The following is a 16871-nucleotide window of genomic DNA, read 5'->3' on the forward strand; positions in this document are numbered from 1 at the left end:
CGCTTCGATCGCTGTGCCGCAGTGCGAGGGCCGCTCCTTTCGCCCGTCCGGCTCCCGCCTAGGCCGGCGGCGTGCGATCCGGCCGGCGGCAGAGGGCGAACACGCCGAAGCCGATCAACTGGCCGGCGACGAGCACGAACGGCCAGGTGAAGCTTCCGGTCCTCCCGGCGACGACGGCGAACATCAGCGGCCCGCAGATCGAGCCGATGAAGCCGAACAGGCTGGCGCCGGAGGTCACCTCGCCGATCAGCGCGACCGGCGAAGCCCGCGCCAGCTCGGCCATGTGGACGCCGTTCCAGCCCATCGAGGTCGCGCCGACCAGCACCATGCAGCCATAGATCAGCCAGGGACTGGCGGGCGCGGACCAGACCAGCAGCAGCACCGTCCCGCCCGCTCCGAGAGCCAGGACCGACAGGAGCGTCAGGCCGTTGCCCAGCCTGTCGGCCAGCCAGCCGAAGAAGATGCGGGCCACCGTGCTCGCCGCCAGCAGCATCGACATGTAGAGCCCGGCCTGCGCCAGGCTCTGCCCACGCTCGGTGACCATATAGGTCGCGGTGAAGGCAGTGATGCAGGACTGCGTGATCGAGAACGCCACCCCCATCGCGGTCAGCATCGGCAAGGCCGGATGGGAATTGAGAACCCGCGCCGCCCTGGTCAGGGAGGATGGCGACAGGAACAGGCGCGGCCAGCCCGGATTCCGCGGCCCCTTCTCGGCGTCGAGCCGCCGCTGGAAGAGCTGGGCCAGCAGGGCGCAGGCGAGCACGATGGCGACCAGCGCCACGACCGCGCCGGTGAAGCCGAATGCCAGCACCAGTGGCGCGACTACGATGCCGGCGATCGCGCCTCCGAGCGGCACGCCCGCCTGCTTGACCGAAAAGATCAGCGTGCGGTGTTCCGGCGGTGAGGCACGCATCAGCACCTGGCTGCCGGCGGGTGTGTTCGGCGCCAACCCCAGGCCGACGAGCAGCGCCCCGACGAGGCCGAGCGCGCCGAGCGGCTGCGCCAGCAGCGCGAGGCCCGCGGCAACGAGGACCAGGCCGAGCTGCAAGGTGCGGATCGGTCCGTAATGATCGAGCATCGGCCCGCCACAGGCCAGGAACCAGCATATCCCGACCGAGACCACGGCCGAGACATAGCCGATATCCTCGGGCGCCAGCCCCCAGCGCAGCGTCAGGATCGGCCCCAGAAGCGGAATCGCGGCAGCGGCGAACGAGCTTGCAACTTGCACGAGGAGAGTCGCGCTGAGCGCGCTTCCCCACAATGGCAGCTTCACACCAGTTCCCCCCGGGCCTCGCCGCCGCCGGACCTCATGCTGTCCGGCATCGAGGCCGGGCCGATATGCGCGTGGCGGCGTTGTCCCGGTCTTCCTGCAACGCGCCTTCACGGTCGAGGCCGGCCATGTGCGGACGGCCCTGCGCCGGGCGCATGCGCGGCCTGGAACCGGCCGGCAGGGCCTCGCCACCCGCCTCCGACGCTGCCCGCGCACGAGCCTGTCGCGGCCGGAGGCCGGCGTCGAGCCCGGCCCCGCTGGCTATCGGAAAGCCCTGCTATACAGAGAACAAAAAAAGAACTTGCGCACGAGAACAAACAGTGACCATAGTCACTGATCGGCGCGATTGAGATGTCCTCGCGCCCCTGCCATAAGGAGCGCACGTCGTGAATCAGGCGAATCTCAAGCTCGTGGAAGGCTCTTCGATGGACAAGGCTAAGGCGCTCGACGCGGCGCTCTCGCAGATCGAACGGGCCTTCGGCAAGGGCTCGATCATGCGCCTGGGCAAGAACCAGCAGGCGATCGAGATCGAGACGGTTTCGACCGGCTCGCTCGGCCTCGACATCGCGCTCGGCGTCGGCGGCCTGCCCAAGGGCCGCGTCGTCGAGATCTACGGGCCGGAATCCTCCGGCAAGACCACGCTCGCTCTGCACACCATCGCCGAAGCCCAGAAGAAGGGTGGCGTCTGCGCCTTCGTCGATGCCGAGCACGCGCTCGACCCGGTCTATGCCCGCAAGCTCGGCGTCAATCTCGACGATCTCCTGATCTCCCAGCCGGACACCGGCGAGCAGGCGCTCGAGATCACCGACACGCTCGTCCGCTCCGGCGCCATCGACGTGCTCGTGGTCGACTCGGTCGCCGCGCTGACCCCGCGCGCCGAAATCGAGGGCGAGATGGGCGACGTGCAGCCCGGCCTGCAGGCCCGCCTGATGAGCCAGGCGCTGCGCAAGCTGACGGCCTCGATCTCGCGCTCGAACTGCATGGTCATCTTCATCAACCAGATCCGCATGAAGATCGGCGTGATGTACGGCTCGCCCGAGACCACCACCGGCGGCAACGCCCTGAAGTTCTATGCCTCGGTCCGTCTCGATATCCGCCGCGTCTCGACGCTGAAGGAGCGCGACGAGGCGACCGGCAACCAGGTCCGCGTCAAGGTCGTCAAGAACAAGGTCGCGCCGCCCTTCAAGCAGGTCGAATTCGACATCATGTTCGGCGAGGGCATCTCGAAGGTCGGTGAACTCATCGATCTCGGCGTCAAGGCCGGCATGGTCGAGAAGTCGGGCTCCTGGTTCTCCTTCGACAGCCAGCGCCTCGGCCAGGGCCGCGAGAACGCCAAGGCCTTCCTCAAGGCCAACCCCGACGTCGCGGCGCGGATCGAGGCGACCATCCGCCAGAATTCCGGCCTTGTCGCCGACCGCATCCTCGATCAGGCCGATCCGACCGCCGAGGATCTCGACGAGGGCGAGGCCTGAGAGGCTCCCTCCTCCGACCCGTTCGGCAGGGCGATACGAGACGGGCGGCGCGAGCCGTCCGTTTCTTTTTGACTCCAACCCCTTATCGGGGGCATTGCCGGCGACGGCGTTTCTGGACAGCCGCAACCGTGCTGACTAGAACCTTTTCACCCTTTCCGGCTGCGCCGGTCCCTTGCCAGAGAACCAGAGCCAAGATTGCGATGAGCGGCGTCAACGAGATCCGGTCTACCTTCCTCGACTACTTCAAGGGCCAGGGCCACGAAGTCGTGCCGTCGAGCCCGCTCGTACCGCGCAACGACCCGACGCTGATGTTCGCCAATTCCGGCATGGTGCAGTTCAAGAACGTCTTCACCGGCCAGGAGAAGCGTCCCTATGTCCGCGCCACCACGGCGCAGAAATGCGTGCGCGCCGGCGGCAAGCACAACGACCTCGACAATGTCGGCTACACCGCCCGCCATCACACCTTCTTCGAGATGCTGGGGAACTTCTCCTTCGGCGACTATTTCAAGGAACAGGCGATCAACCACGCCTGGACCCTGGTCACGCGTGAATTCGGCCTGCCCAAGGAGAAACTGACGGTCACCGTCTACTCCGAGGACGACGAGGCGCACGGCCTCTGGAAGAAGATCGCCGGCCTGCCCGAATCCCGGATCATCCGGATCTCGACCTCCGACAATTTCTGGCGCATGGGCGATACCGGCCCCTGCGGCCCCTGCTCCGAGATCTTCTACGACCATGGCGACCACATCCCCGGCGGCCCTCCGGGCTCGCCCGATGAGGATGGCGACCGCTTCATCGAGATCTGGAACCTCGTCTTTATGCAGTACGAGGAAGCCGCGGGTGGCATCAGGACCAACCTGCCTCGGCCCTCGATCGATACCGGCATGGGGCTCGAGCGCATCGCCGCCGTGCTCCAGGGCACGCATGACAACTACTCGATCGACCTGTTCGCCGCGCTGATCCGCGCCGTCGCCGATCTGACCAATGTTCCGTCCGATGGGCCGATGGCCGCGAGCCACCGCGTCATCGCCGACCATCTGCGCTGCTCGGCCTTCCTGATCGCCGATGGCGTGCTGCCTTCGAACGAAGGTCGCGGCTACGTGCTGCGCCGGATCATGCGCCGCGGCATGCGCCATGCGCAGCTGCTCGGCGCCAAGGATCCGCTGCTGCACAAGCTGGTGCCGGTGCTGACCCGCGAGATGGGCCGGGCCTATCCCGAGCTAGTCCGCGCCGAGGCGCTGATCACCGAGACGCTGAAGCTCGAGGAGACCCGTTTCCGCACCACGCTGGCGCGCGGCCTCTCGATCCTCGACCAGGAATCGCAGGGACTCGGCTCCGGCGACAAGCTGCGCGGCGACGTCGCCTTCACCCTCTACGACACCTATGGCTTCCCGCTCGACCTGACGCAGGACGCGCTGCGCGCCCGCGGCGTCGGCGTCGATATCGAGGGCTTCGACGCCGCGATGCAGCAGCAGAAGGCCAAGGCCCGCGCGGCCTGGGCCGGCACCGGCGAGGCCGCGACCGAGAAGCTCTGGTTCCCGCTGCGCGAGCGCATCGGCGCCACCGAGTTCCTCGGCTACGACACCGAGAGCGCCGAGGGCGTCGTCACCGCCCTGGTCCGCGACAATGCCGAGGTCGAGGTTCTGAAGGCAGGCGAGAGCGGCCTCGTCGTCCTGAACCAGACCCCGTTCTACGGCGAGTCCGGCGGCCAGGTCGGCGATACCGGCACGATCTCCGGCCCCGGCTTCAGCGCCGAGGTCTCGGACGTCCAGAAAAAGCTGGGCGAAGTCTTCGCCCATGCGGTCAAGGTCACCTCCGGCGAGATCAAGCTCGGCACGCCCGCCGAGCTGACCGTCGACCATGCCCGCCGCACCGCGATCCGCGCCAACCATTCGGCGACGCATCTGCTGCACGAGGCGCTGCGCCTCGTGCTCGGTGACCATGTCGCCCAGAAGGGCTCGCTCGTCTCGGCCGACCGGCTGCGCTTCGACTTCTCGCACCCCAAGCCGATCTCCGAGGAGGAGTTGGCCCGGGTCGAGGAGCTCGCCAACGCCATCGTCCTGCGCAACGAGCCGGTGACGACGCGACTGATGAGCGTCGACGAGGCGATCGCCTCGGGCGCCCGCGCGCTCTTCGGCGAGAAGTACGGCGACGAGGTCCGCGTCGTCTCGATGGGCACCAATGAGGACGGCAACGCCTATTCGGTCGAGCTCTGCGGCGGCACCCATGCCGCCCGCACCGGCGATATCGGCATCGTCAGCGTCACCGGCGAGGGCGCGGTCGCGGCCGGCGTGCGCCGTCTCGAGGCGATGACCGGGGCCGGCGCGCGCCGCCAGCTCAATGCCGATTCCCGCCGCCTGCGCGATCTCGCCGGCCTGCTCAAGGTGCCGGCCGGCGAGGCGGAAGCCCGGCTTTCCGCCCTGATCGAGGAGCGCCGCAAGCTCGAGCGCGAACTGACCGAGGCCCGCAAGAAGCTCGCCATGGGCGGCGGCGGCGAGGCCCAGGACCCGGCCCGCGAGGTCGCCGGCACAAAACTCCTCGCCCGCGCCGTGACCGGCGTCGAGATGAAGGATCTGAAGAGCCTGGTCGACGAGGCCAAGACCAAGCTCGGCTCTGGCGTCGTCGCCATCGTCGGCGTCGCCGAGGACGGCAAGGCCGGCGTCGTCGTCGGTGTCACGCCCGACCTGACCGAGCGCTTCGACGCGGTCGCGCTCGTCCGCTCCGCCTCCGAGGCGCTGGGCGGCAAGGGCGGCGGCGGCCGGCGCGACATGGCCCAGGCCGGCGGCCCCGACGGAGCCCAGGCACAGGCGGCGCTCGAAGCCGTCGCCGCCGCGATGGGCTGAGGCACAAGATGGCGCCCGCCCCGCAGCCCGGCATGAGCTGGCGGCGGTGGGCGCATCTGATCATCGACAAGGGCGCCGGCGACGATCTCTCGGTGCGCCTCGTCCATGGCGGGCTCGTCCTGCTGATCATCGTCAATGTCGCGGCGCTGGTGCTGGAGTCGGTACCGAGCCTGGCGGCCTCCCATGGCCGGCTGTTCTTCTGGATCGAGCTCGTCTCGGTCGTGATCTTCACCCTCGAATACGGCCTGCGCCTCTGGACCGCCCCGGAGCATGCCCGCTATCGCGGGCTCAGCGACGGCGCCGCGCGCCGCGCCTATGCGCTCTCGGGCCCGGCCATCGTCGATTTCCTGGCGACGGTACCGCTCTACACCGCGCTTCTCGGCTATAACGACCTCAAGATCCTGCTGCTGTTCAGGCTGCTGCGCTTCTTCAAGCTCGGCCGCTACTCGCCCGGCATGGCCTCGCTCGCCGCCGCGCTGGCGGCGGAGCGCAAGGCGCTCTTCGCCTGCTTCGTCATCCTGATCGGCGTGATGCTGCTGGCGGCGACCGCGATGCATTTCGCCGAGCACGACGTCCAGCCAGAGAAATTCGCCACCATCCCCGATGCGATGTGGTGGGCGATCATCACCCTGACGACAGTCGGCTATGGCGACGTCTTTCCGACCAGCCCGCTCGGCAAGGTCGTCGCCTCGTTCACGGCGGTGATGGGCCTCGTCATGCTCGCGCTCCCGGTCGGCATCATCGCCACCGCCTTCGCGCAGGAGATCCACCGGCGCGAATTCGTGGTGACCTGGAGCATGATCGCCAGGGTGCCGCTGTTCAGCGGCCTCAATGCCGCCGAGATCGCCGAGATCATGCGGGTCCTGCGGGCGCAGAGCGTGCGCGGCGGCGCCGTCATCCTGCGGCCCGAGGAACCGGCGCAGGCGCTCTATTTTGTCGCCAGCGGCGAGGTCGAGATCATGCGCGAGGAGGCGAGCGAGACCTTGGAAGAAGGCTGCCATTTCGGCGAACTGCCATTCGAGACGCCCGGCGGGCACGCCCGGCTCGCCGCGCGCGCCAAGGTGCCGAGCAAGCTCCTGGTGCTCGATCCCATCGATTTCCGGGCGTTGACCAGCCGCTATCCGGATCTCGCCGCGCATCTGCAGCGCCTCGCACCATGATCCTGCGCCGCCGCTATCTGCTGCTGGCCCTGGCCGGGCTCGCCACGCCCGCCTTCGCCCAGCCACCGAAGCCAGCCCGCCCGGTTCAGGGCCCGGCCCTGTCTGCGCCGCGCTCGCTGATGGCGGGTGCGATGGCGAGCGCCTTCGTCAGCCGGGCCCCCGCCGGCGCCCGGCTCGCCATCGCGCGGCCGAGCGATCCGCCGGAAGCCGCCATCGTCGCCTCGCCGCTCGGTTCCGCCTCTGTGCTCGCCCTGCCCGCCCCAGGCGAGACCGGCAGCTTCGAATTGCGCTTGCTCGGCGAGACCGATGGCAAGCCGGTGATCCTGCTGCGCCAGACGCTGACCACGACGGCACCGGAGGCGACGCTGGCCGCACCCCGCCGCGTCGGGCGTTCGCAAGCCCTGCCCGTTCGCGGCATCGGCCCCAATGGCGACCGCGACCGGGTCGTACTGGTCAAGCCCGGCGAGCCGGCCGAGGCCGAGGGGCCGAGTTTCTACCCGGCCGAGAATGTCGAGGACACGCTGGAGGCGCCGGCGGAGGCGGGCTTGTACGAGCTGCGCTATGTCATGAACGCGCCCCTCAGCGGGCCGCGCATTCTCGCCCGCCAGGAAATCGTCGTGGAGTGAGATCGTCGTGGAGTGAGGCAACGCCCGACGAATTTCCCGCGCGATCCCGGGAACCTTAATTCGCCACATTGCGTTGCTAGATACGATGCGTCGACCAGAAGAGTTCGGCTGGCTCCAGTCCTTGAGATCGAGAGACGAGCCCTTTCGCCGCGGCAAACTCAGAAGTTTGATCGCTGCCCGGTGCAGCGAACCGCTCCTCCTGCGTTCGACCTTTTCCACCCTGACTAACGCCCGGCCCAGCCGGGCGCCGATATGGATTCCAATGAAAAAACACACTGAGATCAACACCAAGAACAACCAGACCCAGCACAACGCCACGATCGCCATGACACCGCGGAGGGCCCACCCCGACTGGAAGCCGCAGCCCTGCGGTCTCAGCCGCGAGGAACTCCGCAAGATCGTCGCCGAGATCCTCGGATAAAGGAGGCAGCGATGAACGATCGCCGCCCGAGAACCCTGATGTCCCGCCCTGCCCCGCGGCCCCAGCGCGGCAACTTAAGCCCGGTCGCGCTGCGCCAGGCTTATGAGCGTTGCGTCACCCTGGCGCAGGCCGCAGCCCTGGCGGGCGACCGCATCGAAGCGGAACGCCATTACCAGCAGGCAGAGCACTACCTGCGCTCGCTCGCCGAGGAGCGCGCCGCCTGAGCGACTCCGTTCAGGTGTCGTGGTCGGGATGCTGGCGCGAGCGATATTCCGGCAGACCCGGCGGGACATCGTCCTCGGTGCGTGAGCCTTCGAGCCGGCAGAGTTCGTCGAACCAGGCCGGCCTGCCCTCGATACTGTAGGCATGGCTTGGTTGGAACGCCGCGGCATCGTCGAGGCTTCCAACCGAGACCGAGAGCGAGCCGAGGCTCGGATAGCTGAAAGTGAGCGGCGTGCCGCAATCGCGGCAGAAGCCGCGCTCGGCGACCTCCGACGAGTTGAAGATCGCCGGCCGGCCGCGCGTCCACTCGACCTCGCCGATGCGCGAGCTGGCGAAGGCGCCGAAATAGCTGCCTGCCGCTTTCTGGCACATCCGGCAGAAGCAGACCGAAACCTCGTGCGGCGGCGTCTTCAGACGGTAGCGTACAGCGCCACACTGGCAGCCGCCGGTCAGGATGGTCGGCATGGCTCTCCTCCTTCGCTGACGAGAGGAGCGCATTCTTGACCGACAGGACGCGTCAGCAGAGCATGAATCGCCTTTCCTGCAACCAGGCTCGGATCGCCAGCCCTCGTCCTGAGGTGGCTCGCAGGGCCGTCTCGAAGGGCGCTCCCGCTGGCGCCGGAACCTTCTGAAGCATCCTTCGAGACGCGATCTGCGATCGCTCCTCGGGATGAGGGCTCAGGGAGGTATCGGTCAGACAAGCAGGCCGAAGCGCGGCTCAGAACAAAAAAAGCCCGGCCATACGGCCGGGCTTCTCTTTCTTGTCTACGAGGCCAGCGTAGCTTACGCGGCCATCGCCTTGCGCAGGTTCTCGCTGACCTTGTCGAGGAAGCCGGTGGTCGAGAGGAACTTCTGGTCGGGGCCGACCAGCAGGGCGAGATCCTTGGTCATGTCGCCGGCCTCGACGGTGTCGACCGTGACCTTCTCGAGCAGGGCCGCGAACTTCGCGAGCTCGGCATTGTTGTCGAGCTTGGCGCGGTGGGCGAGGCCACGGGTCCAGGCGAAGATCGAGGCGATCGAGTTGGTCGAGGTCTCCTTGCCCTTCTGGTGCTCGCGATAGTGGCGGGTCACCGTGCCGTGCGCGGCCTCGGCCTCGACGGTCTTGCCGTCCGGCGTCATCAGCACCGAGGTCATCAGGCCGAGCGAGCCGAAGCCCTGCGCGACGGTGTCCGACTGCACGTCGCCGTCGTAGTTCTTGCAGGCCCAGACATAGCCGCCCGACCACTTCATCGCGGACGCGACCATGTCGTCGATCAGGCGGTGCTCATAGGTGATGCCGAGCTTGTCGAACACCGCCTTGAACTCCGCCTCGTAGATCTCCTGGAAGATGTCCTTGAAGCGCCCGTCATAGGTCTTGAGGATGGTGTTCTTGGTCGAGAGATAGACCGGGTACTTGCGCATCAGGCCGTAGTTCAGCGAGGCGCGGGCGAAGTCCTTGATCGACTCGTCGAGGTTGTACATCGCCATGGCGACGCCGGCCTCCGGAGCCTTGAAGACCTCCTTCTCGATGACGTTGCCGTCCTCGCCGACGAACTTGATCGAGAGCGTGCCCTTGCCGGGGAACTTGAAGTCGGTGGCGCGGTACTGGTCGCCGAAGGCATGGCGGCCGATGACGATCGGCTGGGTCCAGCCCGGCACCAGGCGCGGCACGTTCTTGCAGATGATCGGCTCGCGGAAGATCACGCCGCCGAGGATGTTGCGGATCGTGCCGTTCGGCGACTTCCACATCGACTTGAGGTTGAACTCCTTCACGCGCGCCTCGTCCGGCGTGATCGTCGCGCACTTCACGGCGACGCCGTGCTTCTTGGTGGCGTTGGCGGCGTCGATCGTGACCTGATCGTCGGTCTTGTCGCGGTTCTCGACCGAGAGGTCGTAATAGTCGAGTTCGAGATCGAGATAGGGGAAGATCAGCGTGTCCTTGATCTTCTGCCAGATGATGCGGGTCATCTCGTCGCCGTCCATGTCGACGACCGGGTTGGCGACCTTGATCTTGCTCATGTGATACGACCCCTGCTTCTGGCCAGTCTGGAACGGTCCCGAACTGCGGCTTTGGCGCCGCAGCAGGCTCGCGCGCTTCCTAGCCGGTTAAGGCCGCAGGGGGAAGCAGGCCTTTTGTGGCAGAGCGGCGGAATATCCGCGAAATGCCGTGCCGGCTGCAGGAAGCCCGGCTTGAACCGCCTCATGTTGCACTGCCGCATTATGAGCACGATCGACCGGCACGATGGCTTGCTTCGTCATCCGCTCCGCGATCCGATGCATTGACCAGCATATTCTCGACAGCCTCCGCCGGCCTTCTCTGCGCCTCCCTCTCCATGCTCGCAGCCCCCGCGGCCGCCCGCGAGCAGCCCTCCGGTGCGGGCGCGATTGCGATCCTTGCGCAATACGAGATGACCAGCCTGCCGAACGAACCCTTCTGGGAAGAAGAGCAAGAGGAGCAGGATCCCGTTCTCGCGATCCCGACGCTGATCGCTCCGACGCTCGACAAGAGCGTTGCCTATCGCGAACGGGCGCGGCGCTCCGGCCTCGCCCGGCCCGAAGTTGAAACCGCCACGATCCGGCGCGGGCTCGGCACAGTCTCGCGCGGCCCCTATGCCGCGACCGAGCGTGCCGTCGGCTTCAAGATCGGCCCGGAGCTGCTCTCGTTCGAAACCGCGATCGTGAGCGGTGCCGGAACCTGGCAAGGCTCCGACACGCGCCTCGACTGGTCGCTGGCAAGGCGCTCCACCGCAGCCGGCAACGGGCTGCTCTGGCGCCTGTCAACCGGCGGCGGTTTCGGCATGGCCGGCAGCGGCAGCCACAACGTCAACGCCATGCTGGGCTATCGCTATTCCCTGTTCGACAATGTGACGCTGATCTCCGAGATCGCTCTCGCCAGCAATTACGCCTTCGCCAGCCAGGCCATGCCCGAGGCGACGCTGACGCCGCAGCTCCAGCTGGTCACCGATCTCGGCCTCGCGCCCGGCACGCCCTGGAAGACGACGCTCGACGTCAAGATGAACCGCGAAAGGCAGCTGGGCGGCGGCGACGTCAGGGGCGGCGGCTCGGCGATGCTGCGCTTCGAACTCGGGCCGCGGTGACCGCCCGGCGCTACGGGCCAGACCCTCCGCGCAAGGTGATCAGGCGAAGGCGGGGGAGCCGGCTGCTTCCCCCGCAGCGGCACTGCCGTCTAGATTGGAACCATCATCGATGAGCCCATGGCCGACATGCCCAAGGGCCGCCAGCCCATGAAGAGCAGCCGCCCATGACCGTCACCCAGAAATTCGCCCTCGTCACCGGCGGCACGCGCGGCATCGGCGCCGGCGCCGCATTCGCCCTCGCCGAAGCCGGCTACCGCGTCCTCGCCACCGGCCTCACCGATGAGGAGGTCGCCGCCACGCCGGCCCATGCCGCGATCAGCCACGCCCGGCTCGACGTCACCAGGGACGATCAGGTCGCCGCCATCGTCGCCGGCTGCGAGCGGATCGACGCGCTGGTCAACTGCGCCGGGATGATCCAGCGCGGCGGCAAGGAGTTCGAGATCGAGGCCTTCCGCCTCACCGTCGAGGTCAACCTCACCGGCACCATGCGCATGTGCGTAGCCGCCCGGGACAAGCTCGCGGCGAGCAGCGGCGCCATCGTCAATACCGCATCGATGCTGACCTTCCACGGCTCGCCCTTCGCGCCTGGCTATGCCGCGTCCAAGGGGGGCGTCGGCCAGCTCACCAAATCGCTGGCTGCCGCCTGGGCCACGGACGGCATCCGGGTCAACGCGGTCGCCCCCGGCTGGATCGCCACCGAGCTGACGCGGCCTCTGGTCGAGGATGCCGAGCGCTCGGCCCCGATCCTGGCGCGCACGCCAATGAACCGCTGGGGCGAGCCCGCCGATGTGGGCGGCGCTGTCGTCTTCCTGCTTTCGGATGCGGCGCGCTTCGTCACCGGAACGGTCCTGCCGGTGGACGGCGGCTATCTCGCAGTCTGAACGCCAGACTCTTCAGCCGGGCGACGAAACGCCGCCCGATCAATGACATGGCCCGCTTTCCGGATTCAGTCTAGGAAGGGCCTGAATCGAAAACTCAAGGGTAGAAACGAGCCATGGACAAGGTCAGCCCGATCCCGGTCGCCGCCACGAACGCCGAGCGCTGGACCCCTTATCGCCATCCGCAGCCCAAGGAATCGCCGCCGGAGCTGGTGATCCCCAACGTCATCCCCGAGGATGAGCGGGTCTGGGTGCCGGTCGACGACAATGTCTGGTTCCGCCCGCTCTGCCTCTCGGCGACGCGCGGCTACTGGATGAACCTGCTCAAGGTCCGTCGCGCCGGCGTGCTCTCGCGCCATCGCCATCCCCAGCCGGTGCATGGCTACGTGCTCAAGGGCAAGTGGCGTTACCTCGAACATGACTGGGTCGCGACCGAAGGCGGTTATGTCTACGAGGCGCCGGGCGAGACCCACACCCTGGTGGTCGATCCCGATGTCGAGGAGATGATCACCATGTTCCAGGTCAATGGCGCGATGATCTATGTCGACCCCGACGGCAAGTGCCTCGGCTATGACGACGTCTTCACCCGCATCGACAAATGCCGGGCGCACTACGCCGCCAACGGCCTCGGCGCCGATTTCGTCGACCAGTTCATCCGATAAGGGCGTCCTCGCCCGCGTTCCGGCCGCGCCGATGCGGCGCGGCCGGACACCATTGCTGAACGATTTTCCGCGCAGTCTACGGCCCGTGTCGTAGCGGCATGGCGCCGCCGGCCGGAGAACCGTCGATGCGTCTTGCCTTTGCTCTCGTACTGTCCCTGTCGGCCGCCGTTCTGGCGGGGCCCGCACATGCGCAATCAGGTTTCTACACCGCACCGCCGGACGAAATCGCTGCGGGCAAGCCGGGCTCGCTGATCCGGAGCGAGCCGCTGCCGGGGGCGCCGGGCAACGCCCGCGCCTACAGGATCCTCTATCGGTCGTTGGGTCTCGATGGAAAGCCGATCGCCGTCTCCGGCGTCGCGATCGTCCCGGCCGGCACGGCCCCGCGAGGCGGGCGGCCGGTGGTGGCCTGGGCCCACCCCACCACCGGGGTGCAACCGCAATGCGCGCCCTCTCTCTCCGGCGGCGTCTTCGAGACCATCCAGGGCCTGCGCGCCATGCTCGCCCGGGGCTACATCGTCACGGCGACGGATTATCCCGGCCTCGGCACGCCCGGCCCTCATCCCTATCTCGTCGGCGCCAGCGCGGGCCGCTCGGTCGTCGATTCCGTGAGGGCGGTCCAGCAGGTTCCCGACGCCGCAGCGAGCCGCAGCTTCGCCGTCTGGGGCCATTCGCAGGGCGGTCACGCCGCGCTGTTCACGGGGCTTCTCGCCAGGAGTCTCGCGCCCGAGCTGAAGCTGGTCGGCGTCGCGGCGGCAGCCCCGGCGACCGAACTCGGCACCCTGCTGGCCGACGACATCGACACCGATGGCGGCCGCAACCTGACCGCGATGACCCTCTGGTCCTGGTCGCGCGTCTATGGCGCCCCGATGGCACAGATCGTCAACGAGCAGGCCGTGCCGATCGTCAACGATCTTGCTGCCGATTGCGTCGAGAGCCTGCGGGACGTCGTGCTGCGGCTGTGGCCGACGCGGCAGCTCGAGCGCCGGTTCCTCACCGATCAGAACTTCGGCACGCGAGAGCCCTGGCGCACCCTGCTGGCACGCAACACCCCCGGCGTGACGCCGCGCGGCGTGCCGGTCTATATCGCGCAGGGCACGAGCGACACGCTGGTGCGCCCGCAGGTCACCCGCGCCTATGCCCAGACGCTGTGCCGGGCCGGCCGCGCCGTCCAGTTCGATGCGTTGCAAGGGATCGGCCATCTGCCCGCGGCTATCGACAGCGCCGCGACAGCCGTCGCCTGGATGGAGCAGCGCTTCCGGGGCGAGCCGGCGCCGAACAATTGCGCGTCGTCGAATTAGCCGTGGCGGCGCAGGGACATTGCCGTTCCGGCGTCAGCGTCCGAGCTTCGCCAGTTCCACCGCGGCGCGCAGCTCGATATGCGCCAGCACCTCGTCGAGCCGCGGATCGTCCGTGTTCTCCCGCCGCGTCGACAGCATCGCCTTGAGGCGTTCCAGTTCGACGAGCTGAACCCGGCCGGAGAGCAGCGCCGCCTTCAGCCGGTCGAGCCCGTCGAGCAGGTCATGGCCGCGGCGTGCCTGGCGGCGGCGGCGCTCCTGGCCGCCTTCCTCCTCCTGCACCAGCAGCAGGCCATCGAGCGGGCCGGCATGGCTGACGGCGGAAGATTGCGTGCTGGCGGCCGTCTCGCGCCCCGGAAGGCTGAAGCTCGTGCCGCTCGCGGCCTTGCCGCGGCTCGTCGCTCCGGTCGAGGTGATGGCTGCGCGCTGGTCGATGCGGATCATGGCGCTCTCGAGGTCGGTTCGAACTGCTGGCTCTTTGACCCCGCCCGACCCTGCCTCAGTTTTGCCGGCGGCATGGTTAACGAGCGGTAAACGACCCGGCAGGAATTGCCGCGCCCGGCAGGTTTGGACATGCACCTGCCCTGCCGTCGATAAAGCCTGGCATCGTTAAAGCTATGATTAAGAAGGGTTTTTGAATTTTCTGGAGCTGGCACGCAGTTCGCAAGGCGTTTGTCGTCCGACGACGCTTGAACCCGGTAGCCACATGTTCGCCCTCTTCCCGATCCGCCATTTGCTGACGCAGGCTGCCGCAACGCTTCTGCTCGTCGGCGCGGCGTGGGCGGCGGATCTGGCGCAGGGTCCGGGGCCGGCGCCGGGACAGGCCCGCGCCGGATCGGCGGCGAAGGTCGCCGCAGCCTCGTTCGGCGGCACCCATGGCACCTCGCCCGGCCTCGGCGGCGCGCTCTCGCGCATCAAGGATCTCGCTTCTGTCGAAGGCGTCCGCTCCAACCAGATCCTCGGCTACGGTATCGTCGTCGGCCTCAACGGCACCGGCGACACGCTGAACAACGCCCCCTTCACCAAGCAGTCGCTGCAGGCGATGCTGGAACGGCTCGGCGTCAACACCCGCGGCGCCAACATGCGCACCGCCAACGTCGCCGCCGTGATGGTCACGGCCAACCTGCCGCCCTTCGCCACCCAGGGCACGCGTCTCGATGTCACCGTCTCAGCGCTGGGCGATGCCAAGTCGCTGCAGGGCGGCACTCTTCTTGCGACGCCGCTGCTCGGCGCCGATGGCGAGGTCTATGCGGTCTCGCAGGGGCCGGTTGCTATCTCCGGCTTCTCGGCCGAGGCCGAGGCCGCCAAGATCACCCGCGGCGTGCCGACCGTCGGCCGCATCGCCAATGGCGGCCTCGTCGAGCGCGAGATCGACTTCGCACTCAACAAGCTCAAGACGCTGCGTCTCTCGCTGCGCAATCCCGACCTCACCACGGCAAGGCGCGTCGCGGCCGCGATCAACGATTTCATCGGCGGCGATTCCGCCGAGCCGACCGACCCTTCGACCATCGTGCTGCAGATCCCGCCGCGCTTCCAGGGCAACATGATCCGGCTGCTGACCGACATCGAGCAGCTTCGCGTCGAGCCCGATCAGGGCGCGCGGGTGATCATCGACGAGCGCTCGGGCATCATCGTGATGGGCCGGGATGTGCGGGTCTCCACCGTCGCCGTCGCCCAGGGCAACCTGACCGTGACGATCTCCGAGGAGCCCCAGGTCAGCCAGCCCAACGAGTTCGGCAACGGCCGAACGGTCGTCGTGCCGCGCAGCAGCGTCAAGGTCGACACCGAAGGCGGCAACAAGCTCGCCCTCGTCAAGGAAAGCGTCACGCTGCGCGAGCTGGTCGACGGCCTCAACGCGCTCGGCATCGGCCCACGCGACCTGATCTCCATCCTGCAAGCCATCAAGGCAGCCGGCGCGCTGCAAGCTGAAATCGAGGTGATGTAATGAGTGCTGCCCTCGCCATCCCCGCCGCCAAGCTCGCGCTCGGCGCCGCCGCCAACATCGCCCATGGCATCGCCAGCGCTTTCGACGGCAGCAAGGCCGCCAAGGCCAAGAAGACGGCCGACGAGTTCGAGACCGTCTTCCTCGAGAACTTCACCAAGAGCGTGATGGATTCCTCCGGCACCGAGGGACCGCTCGGCGAGAACGGCACCGGCGGCGAGGTCTATCGCTCGATGCTGACCCAGGAATATGCCCGCCATCTGCAGAAGGCCGGCGGCCTCGGCCTCTCCGACCAGATCCTGCGCGACCTGATCCAGGTCCAGGCCAAGGCCTCGGGCACCAACGCCGGAGGCGGCCATGCTGGCTAGGCCGCCCGTCATCGACGAGCGCCCGCGTGTCGGCAACGCGATCGAGGCGGAAGGTCTGATCGAGGCGGTGTCCGAGGCGCTCGGAGCGCTGTCGCATCTGGTCGGCGAGGAGACCGCGCTGGTCAAGGCCGGCAGGCTGAAGGACGCGATGGAACGCGAGCCGCGCAAATCCGAGCTCGCGGGCATCTACATGAAGGGCGTCGAGCAGATCAAACTGAATGCCGTCGCGCTCGCGCGCTTCGTCCCGGAGAAGGTCAAGCGACTGAAGGCGGCGCATCTCGCCTTCCAGGAGCTTATCGAGACCAATCAGGCCGTGCTGGCGACGGCGCGGGCCGTGTCGGAGTCGATCGTCCGGGACCTCGCCGCCGATGCCAACAGGCCGATGAAGGCGGCGGGCTATGGTCCGGCGGCGACGGTAGGCGCCGGCGTCTTCGCCCGGCCGAATGCGGGACCGATGGTGATCTCGAAGAGCCTCTAGCCGCGCTCTGCTCAACTCAGCGGGACAGGACCGAGCGCGCCTTCCGCGCGCTCGGCAAAATCCTTAACCAAAAGCGGCCCTTAGCAGCCAATCCTTCACAATTTACCAATTTCCCTAACGGCAGATTCAACTTTCCCGGCCATTCTCGCTACTATGA

Annotated in this window: 17 protein-coding genes; 13 read left to right on the forward strand and 4 right to left on the reverse strand. The window is 67.9% G+C overall.

What is annotated here, in order from left to right; all coding sequences use genetic code 11:
* Positions 1–58 precede the first annotated feature (58 nt).
* Positions 59–1228, reverse strand: a complete 1170-nt coding sequence (locus AC1REK_RS06380; RefSeq protein ID WP_492268655.1) for an MFS transporter — start codon at positions 1226–1228, stop codon at positions 59–61.
* A gap of 428 nt (positions 1229–1656) precedes the next feature.
* Between AC1REK_RS06380 and recA the strand changes: the two genes are divergently transcribed.
* The 6 genes from recA to AC1REK_RS06410 all read left to right on the forward strand — a co-directional run bounded on the left by recA (position 1657) and on the right by AC1REK_RS06410 (position 8016).
* Positions 1657–2742 (forward strand): recombinase RecA, encoded by a 1086-nt coding sequence (recA, locus tag AC1REK_RS06385; RefSeq protein WP_316021260.1) that lies wholly within the window; start codon positions 1657–1659, stop codon positions 2740–2742.
* Between the two features lie 200 nt (positions 2743–2942).
* Entirely contained in the window at positions 2943–5585 is a 2643-nt protein-coding gene (gene alaS, locus AC1REK_RS06390) for an alanine--tRNA ligase (protein WP_492268654.1), read from the forward strand.
* Positions 5586–5593: 8 nt separating this feature from the next.
* Positions 5594–6745 (forward strand): cyclic nucleotide-gated ion channel, encoded by a 1152-nt coding sequence (locus AC1REK_RS06395; RefSeq protein WP_492268653.1) that lies wholly within the window; start codon positions 5594–5596, stop codon positions 6743–6745.
* Positions 6742–7371 (forward strand): hypothetical protein, encoded by a 630-nt coding sequence (locus tag AC1REK_RS06400; RefSeq protein WP_492268652.1) that lies wholly within the window; start codon positions 6742–6744, stop codon positions 7369–7371. The genes AC1REK_RS06395 and AC1REK_RS06400 overlap by 4 nt, the downstream gene beginning before the upstream one ends.
* A gap of 262 nt (positions 7372–7633) precedes the next feature.
* Positions 7634–7792: a hypothetical protein gene (locus tag AC1REK_RS06405; RefSeq protein ID WP_157089626.1), complete on the forward strand. Its 159-nt coding sequence runs from the start codon at positions 7634–7636 to the stop codon at positions 7790–7792.
* Positions 7793–7803: 11 nt separating this feature from the next.
* Positions 7804–8016 carry a DUF4167 domain-containing protein gene (locus AC1REK_RS06410; protein ID WP_492268651.1) on the forward strand — a complete coding sequence of 71 codons (213 nt, stop codon included), beginning with the start codon at positions 7804–7806 and terminating at the stop codon, positions 8014–8016.
* Positions 8017–8026: 10 nt separating this feature from the next.
* On the opposite strand, the gene AC1REK_RS06415 is transcribed toward AC1REK_RS06410, so the two are convergent.
* Positions 8027–8479 (reverse strand): GFA family protein, encoded by a 453-nt coding sequence (locus AC1REK_RS06415; RefSeq protein WP_327522790.1) that lies wholly within the window; start codon positions 8477–8479, stop codon positions 8027–8029.
* Between the two features lie 318 nt (positions 8480–8797).
* Entirely contained in the window at positions 8798–10012 is a 1215-nt protein-coding gene (locus tag AC1REK_RS06420) for an NADP-dependent isocitrate dehydrogenase (protein WP_492268650.1), read from the reverse strand.
* 314 nt (positions 10013–10326) lie between these two features.
* Between AC1REK_RS06420 and AC1REK_RS06425 the strand changes: the two genes are divergently transcribed.
* The 4 genes from AC1REK_RS06425 (at position 10327) to AC1REK_RS06440 (ending at position 13929) form a co-directional block, all read left to right on the forward strand.
* Positions 10327–11091 (forward strand): hypothetical protein, encoded by a 765-nt coding sequence (locus tag AC1REK_RS06425; protein ID WP_492268649.1) that lies wholly within the window; start codon positions 10327–10329, stop codon positions 11089–11091.
* A 164-nt stretch (positions 11092–11255) separates the two neighbouring features.
* Entirely contained in the window at positions 11256–11972 is a 717-nt protein-coding gene (locus tag AC1REK_RS06430) for an SDR family NAD(P)-dependent oxidoreductase (RefSeq protein WP_492268648.1), read from the forward strand.
* A gap of 113 nt (positions 11973–12085) precedes the next feature.
* Entirely contained in the window at positions 12086–12631 is a 546-nt protein-coding gene (locus AC1REK_RS06435) for a 2,4'-dihydroxyacetophenone dioxygenase family protein (protein ID WP_492268647.1), read from the forward strand.
* Between the two features lie 125 nt (positions 12632–12756).
* Entirely contained in the window at positions 12757–13929 is a 1173-nt protein-coding gene (locus AC1REK_RS06440; RefSeq protein WP_492268646.1) for an alpha/beta fold hydrolase, read from the forward strand.
* A gap of 33 nt (positions 13930–13962) precedes the next feature.
* Here AC1REK_RS06440 and AC1REK_RS06445 read toward each other — a convergent pair whose 3' ends face one another.
* Complete coding sequence (locus AC1REK_RS06445; protein ID WP_492268645.1) at positions 13963–14370, reverse strand: flagellar assembly protein FliX; 408 nt, start codon at positions 14368–14370, stop codon at positions 13963–13965.
* 262 nt (positions 14371–14632) lie between these two features.
* Here AC1REK_RS06445 and AC1REK_RS06450 point away from each other — a divergent pair, with 262 nt between their 5' ends.
* The 3 genes from AC1REK_RS06450 to AC1REK_RS06460 are packed head-to-tail and all read left to right on the forward strand — an operon-like array spanning position 14633 to position 16714.
* Entirely contained in the window at positions 14633–15871 is a 1239-nt protein-coding gene (locus tag AC1REK_RS06450) for a flagellar basal body P-ring protein FlgI (protein ID WP_492268644.1), read from the forward strand.
* A complete protein-coding gene (locus AC1REK_RS06455; RefSeq protein WP_316017567.1) occupies positions 15871–16236 on the forward strand; it encodes a rod-binding protein in 366 nt (121 codons plus the stop codon). Before AC1REK_RS06450 ends, AC1REK_RS06455 begins: the two co-directional genes overlap by 1 nt.
* Positions 16226–16714, forward strand: coding sequence for a hypothetical protein (locus AC1REK_RS06460; protein WP_316017566.1), 489 nt, complete (start codon positions 16226–16228; stop codon positions 16712–16714). Before AC1REK_RS06455 ends, AC1REK_RS06460 begins: the two co-directional genes overlap by 11 nt.
* Positions 16715–16871: the final 157 nt, after the last annotated feature.

The organism is Allobosea sp. GW823-FHT02B03 (assembly GCF_058797755.1).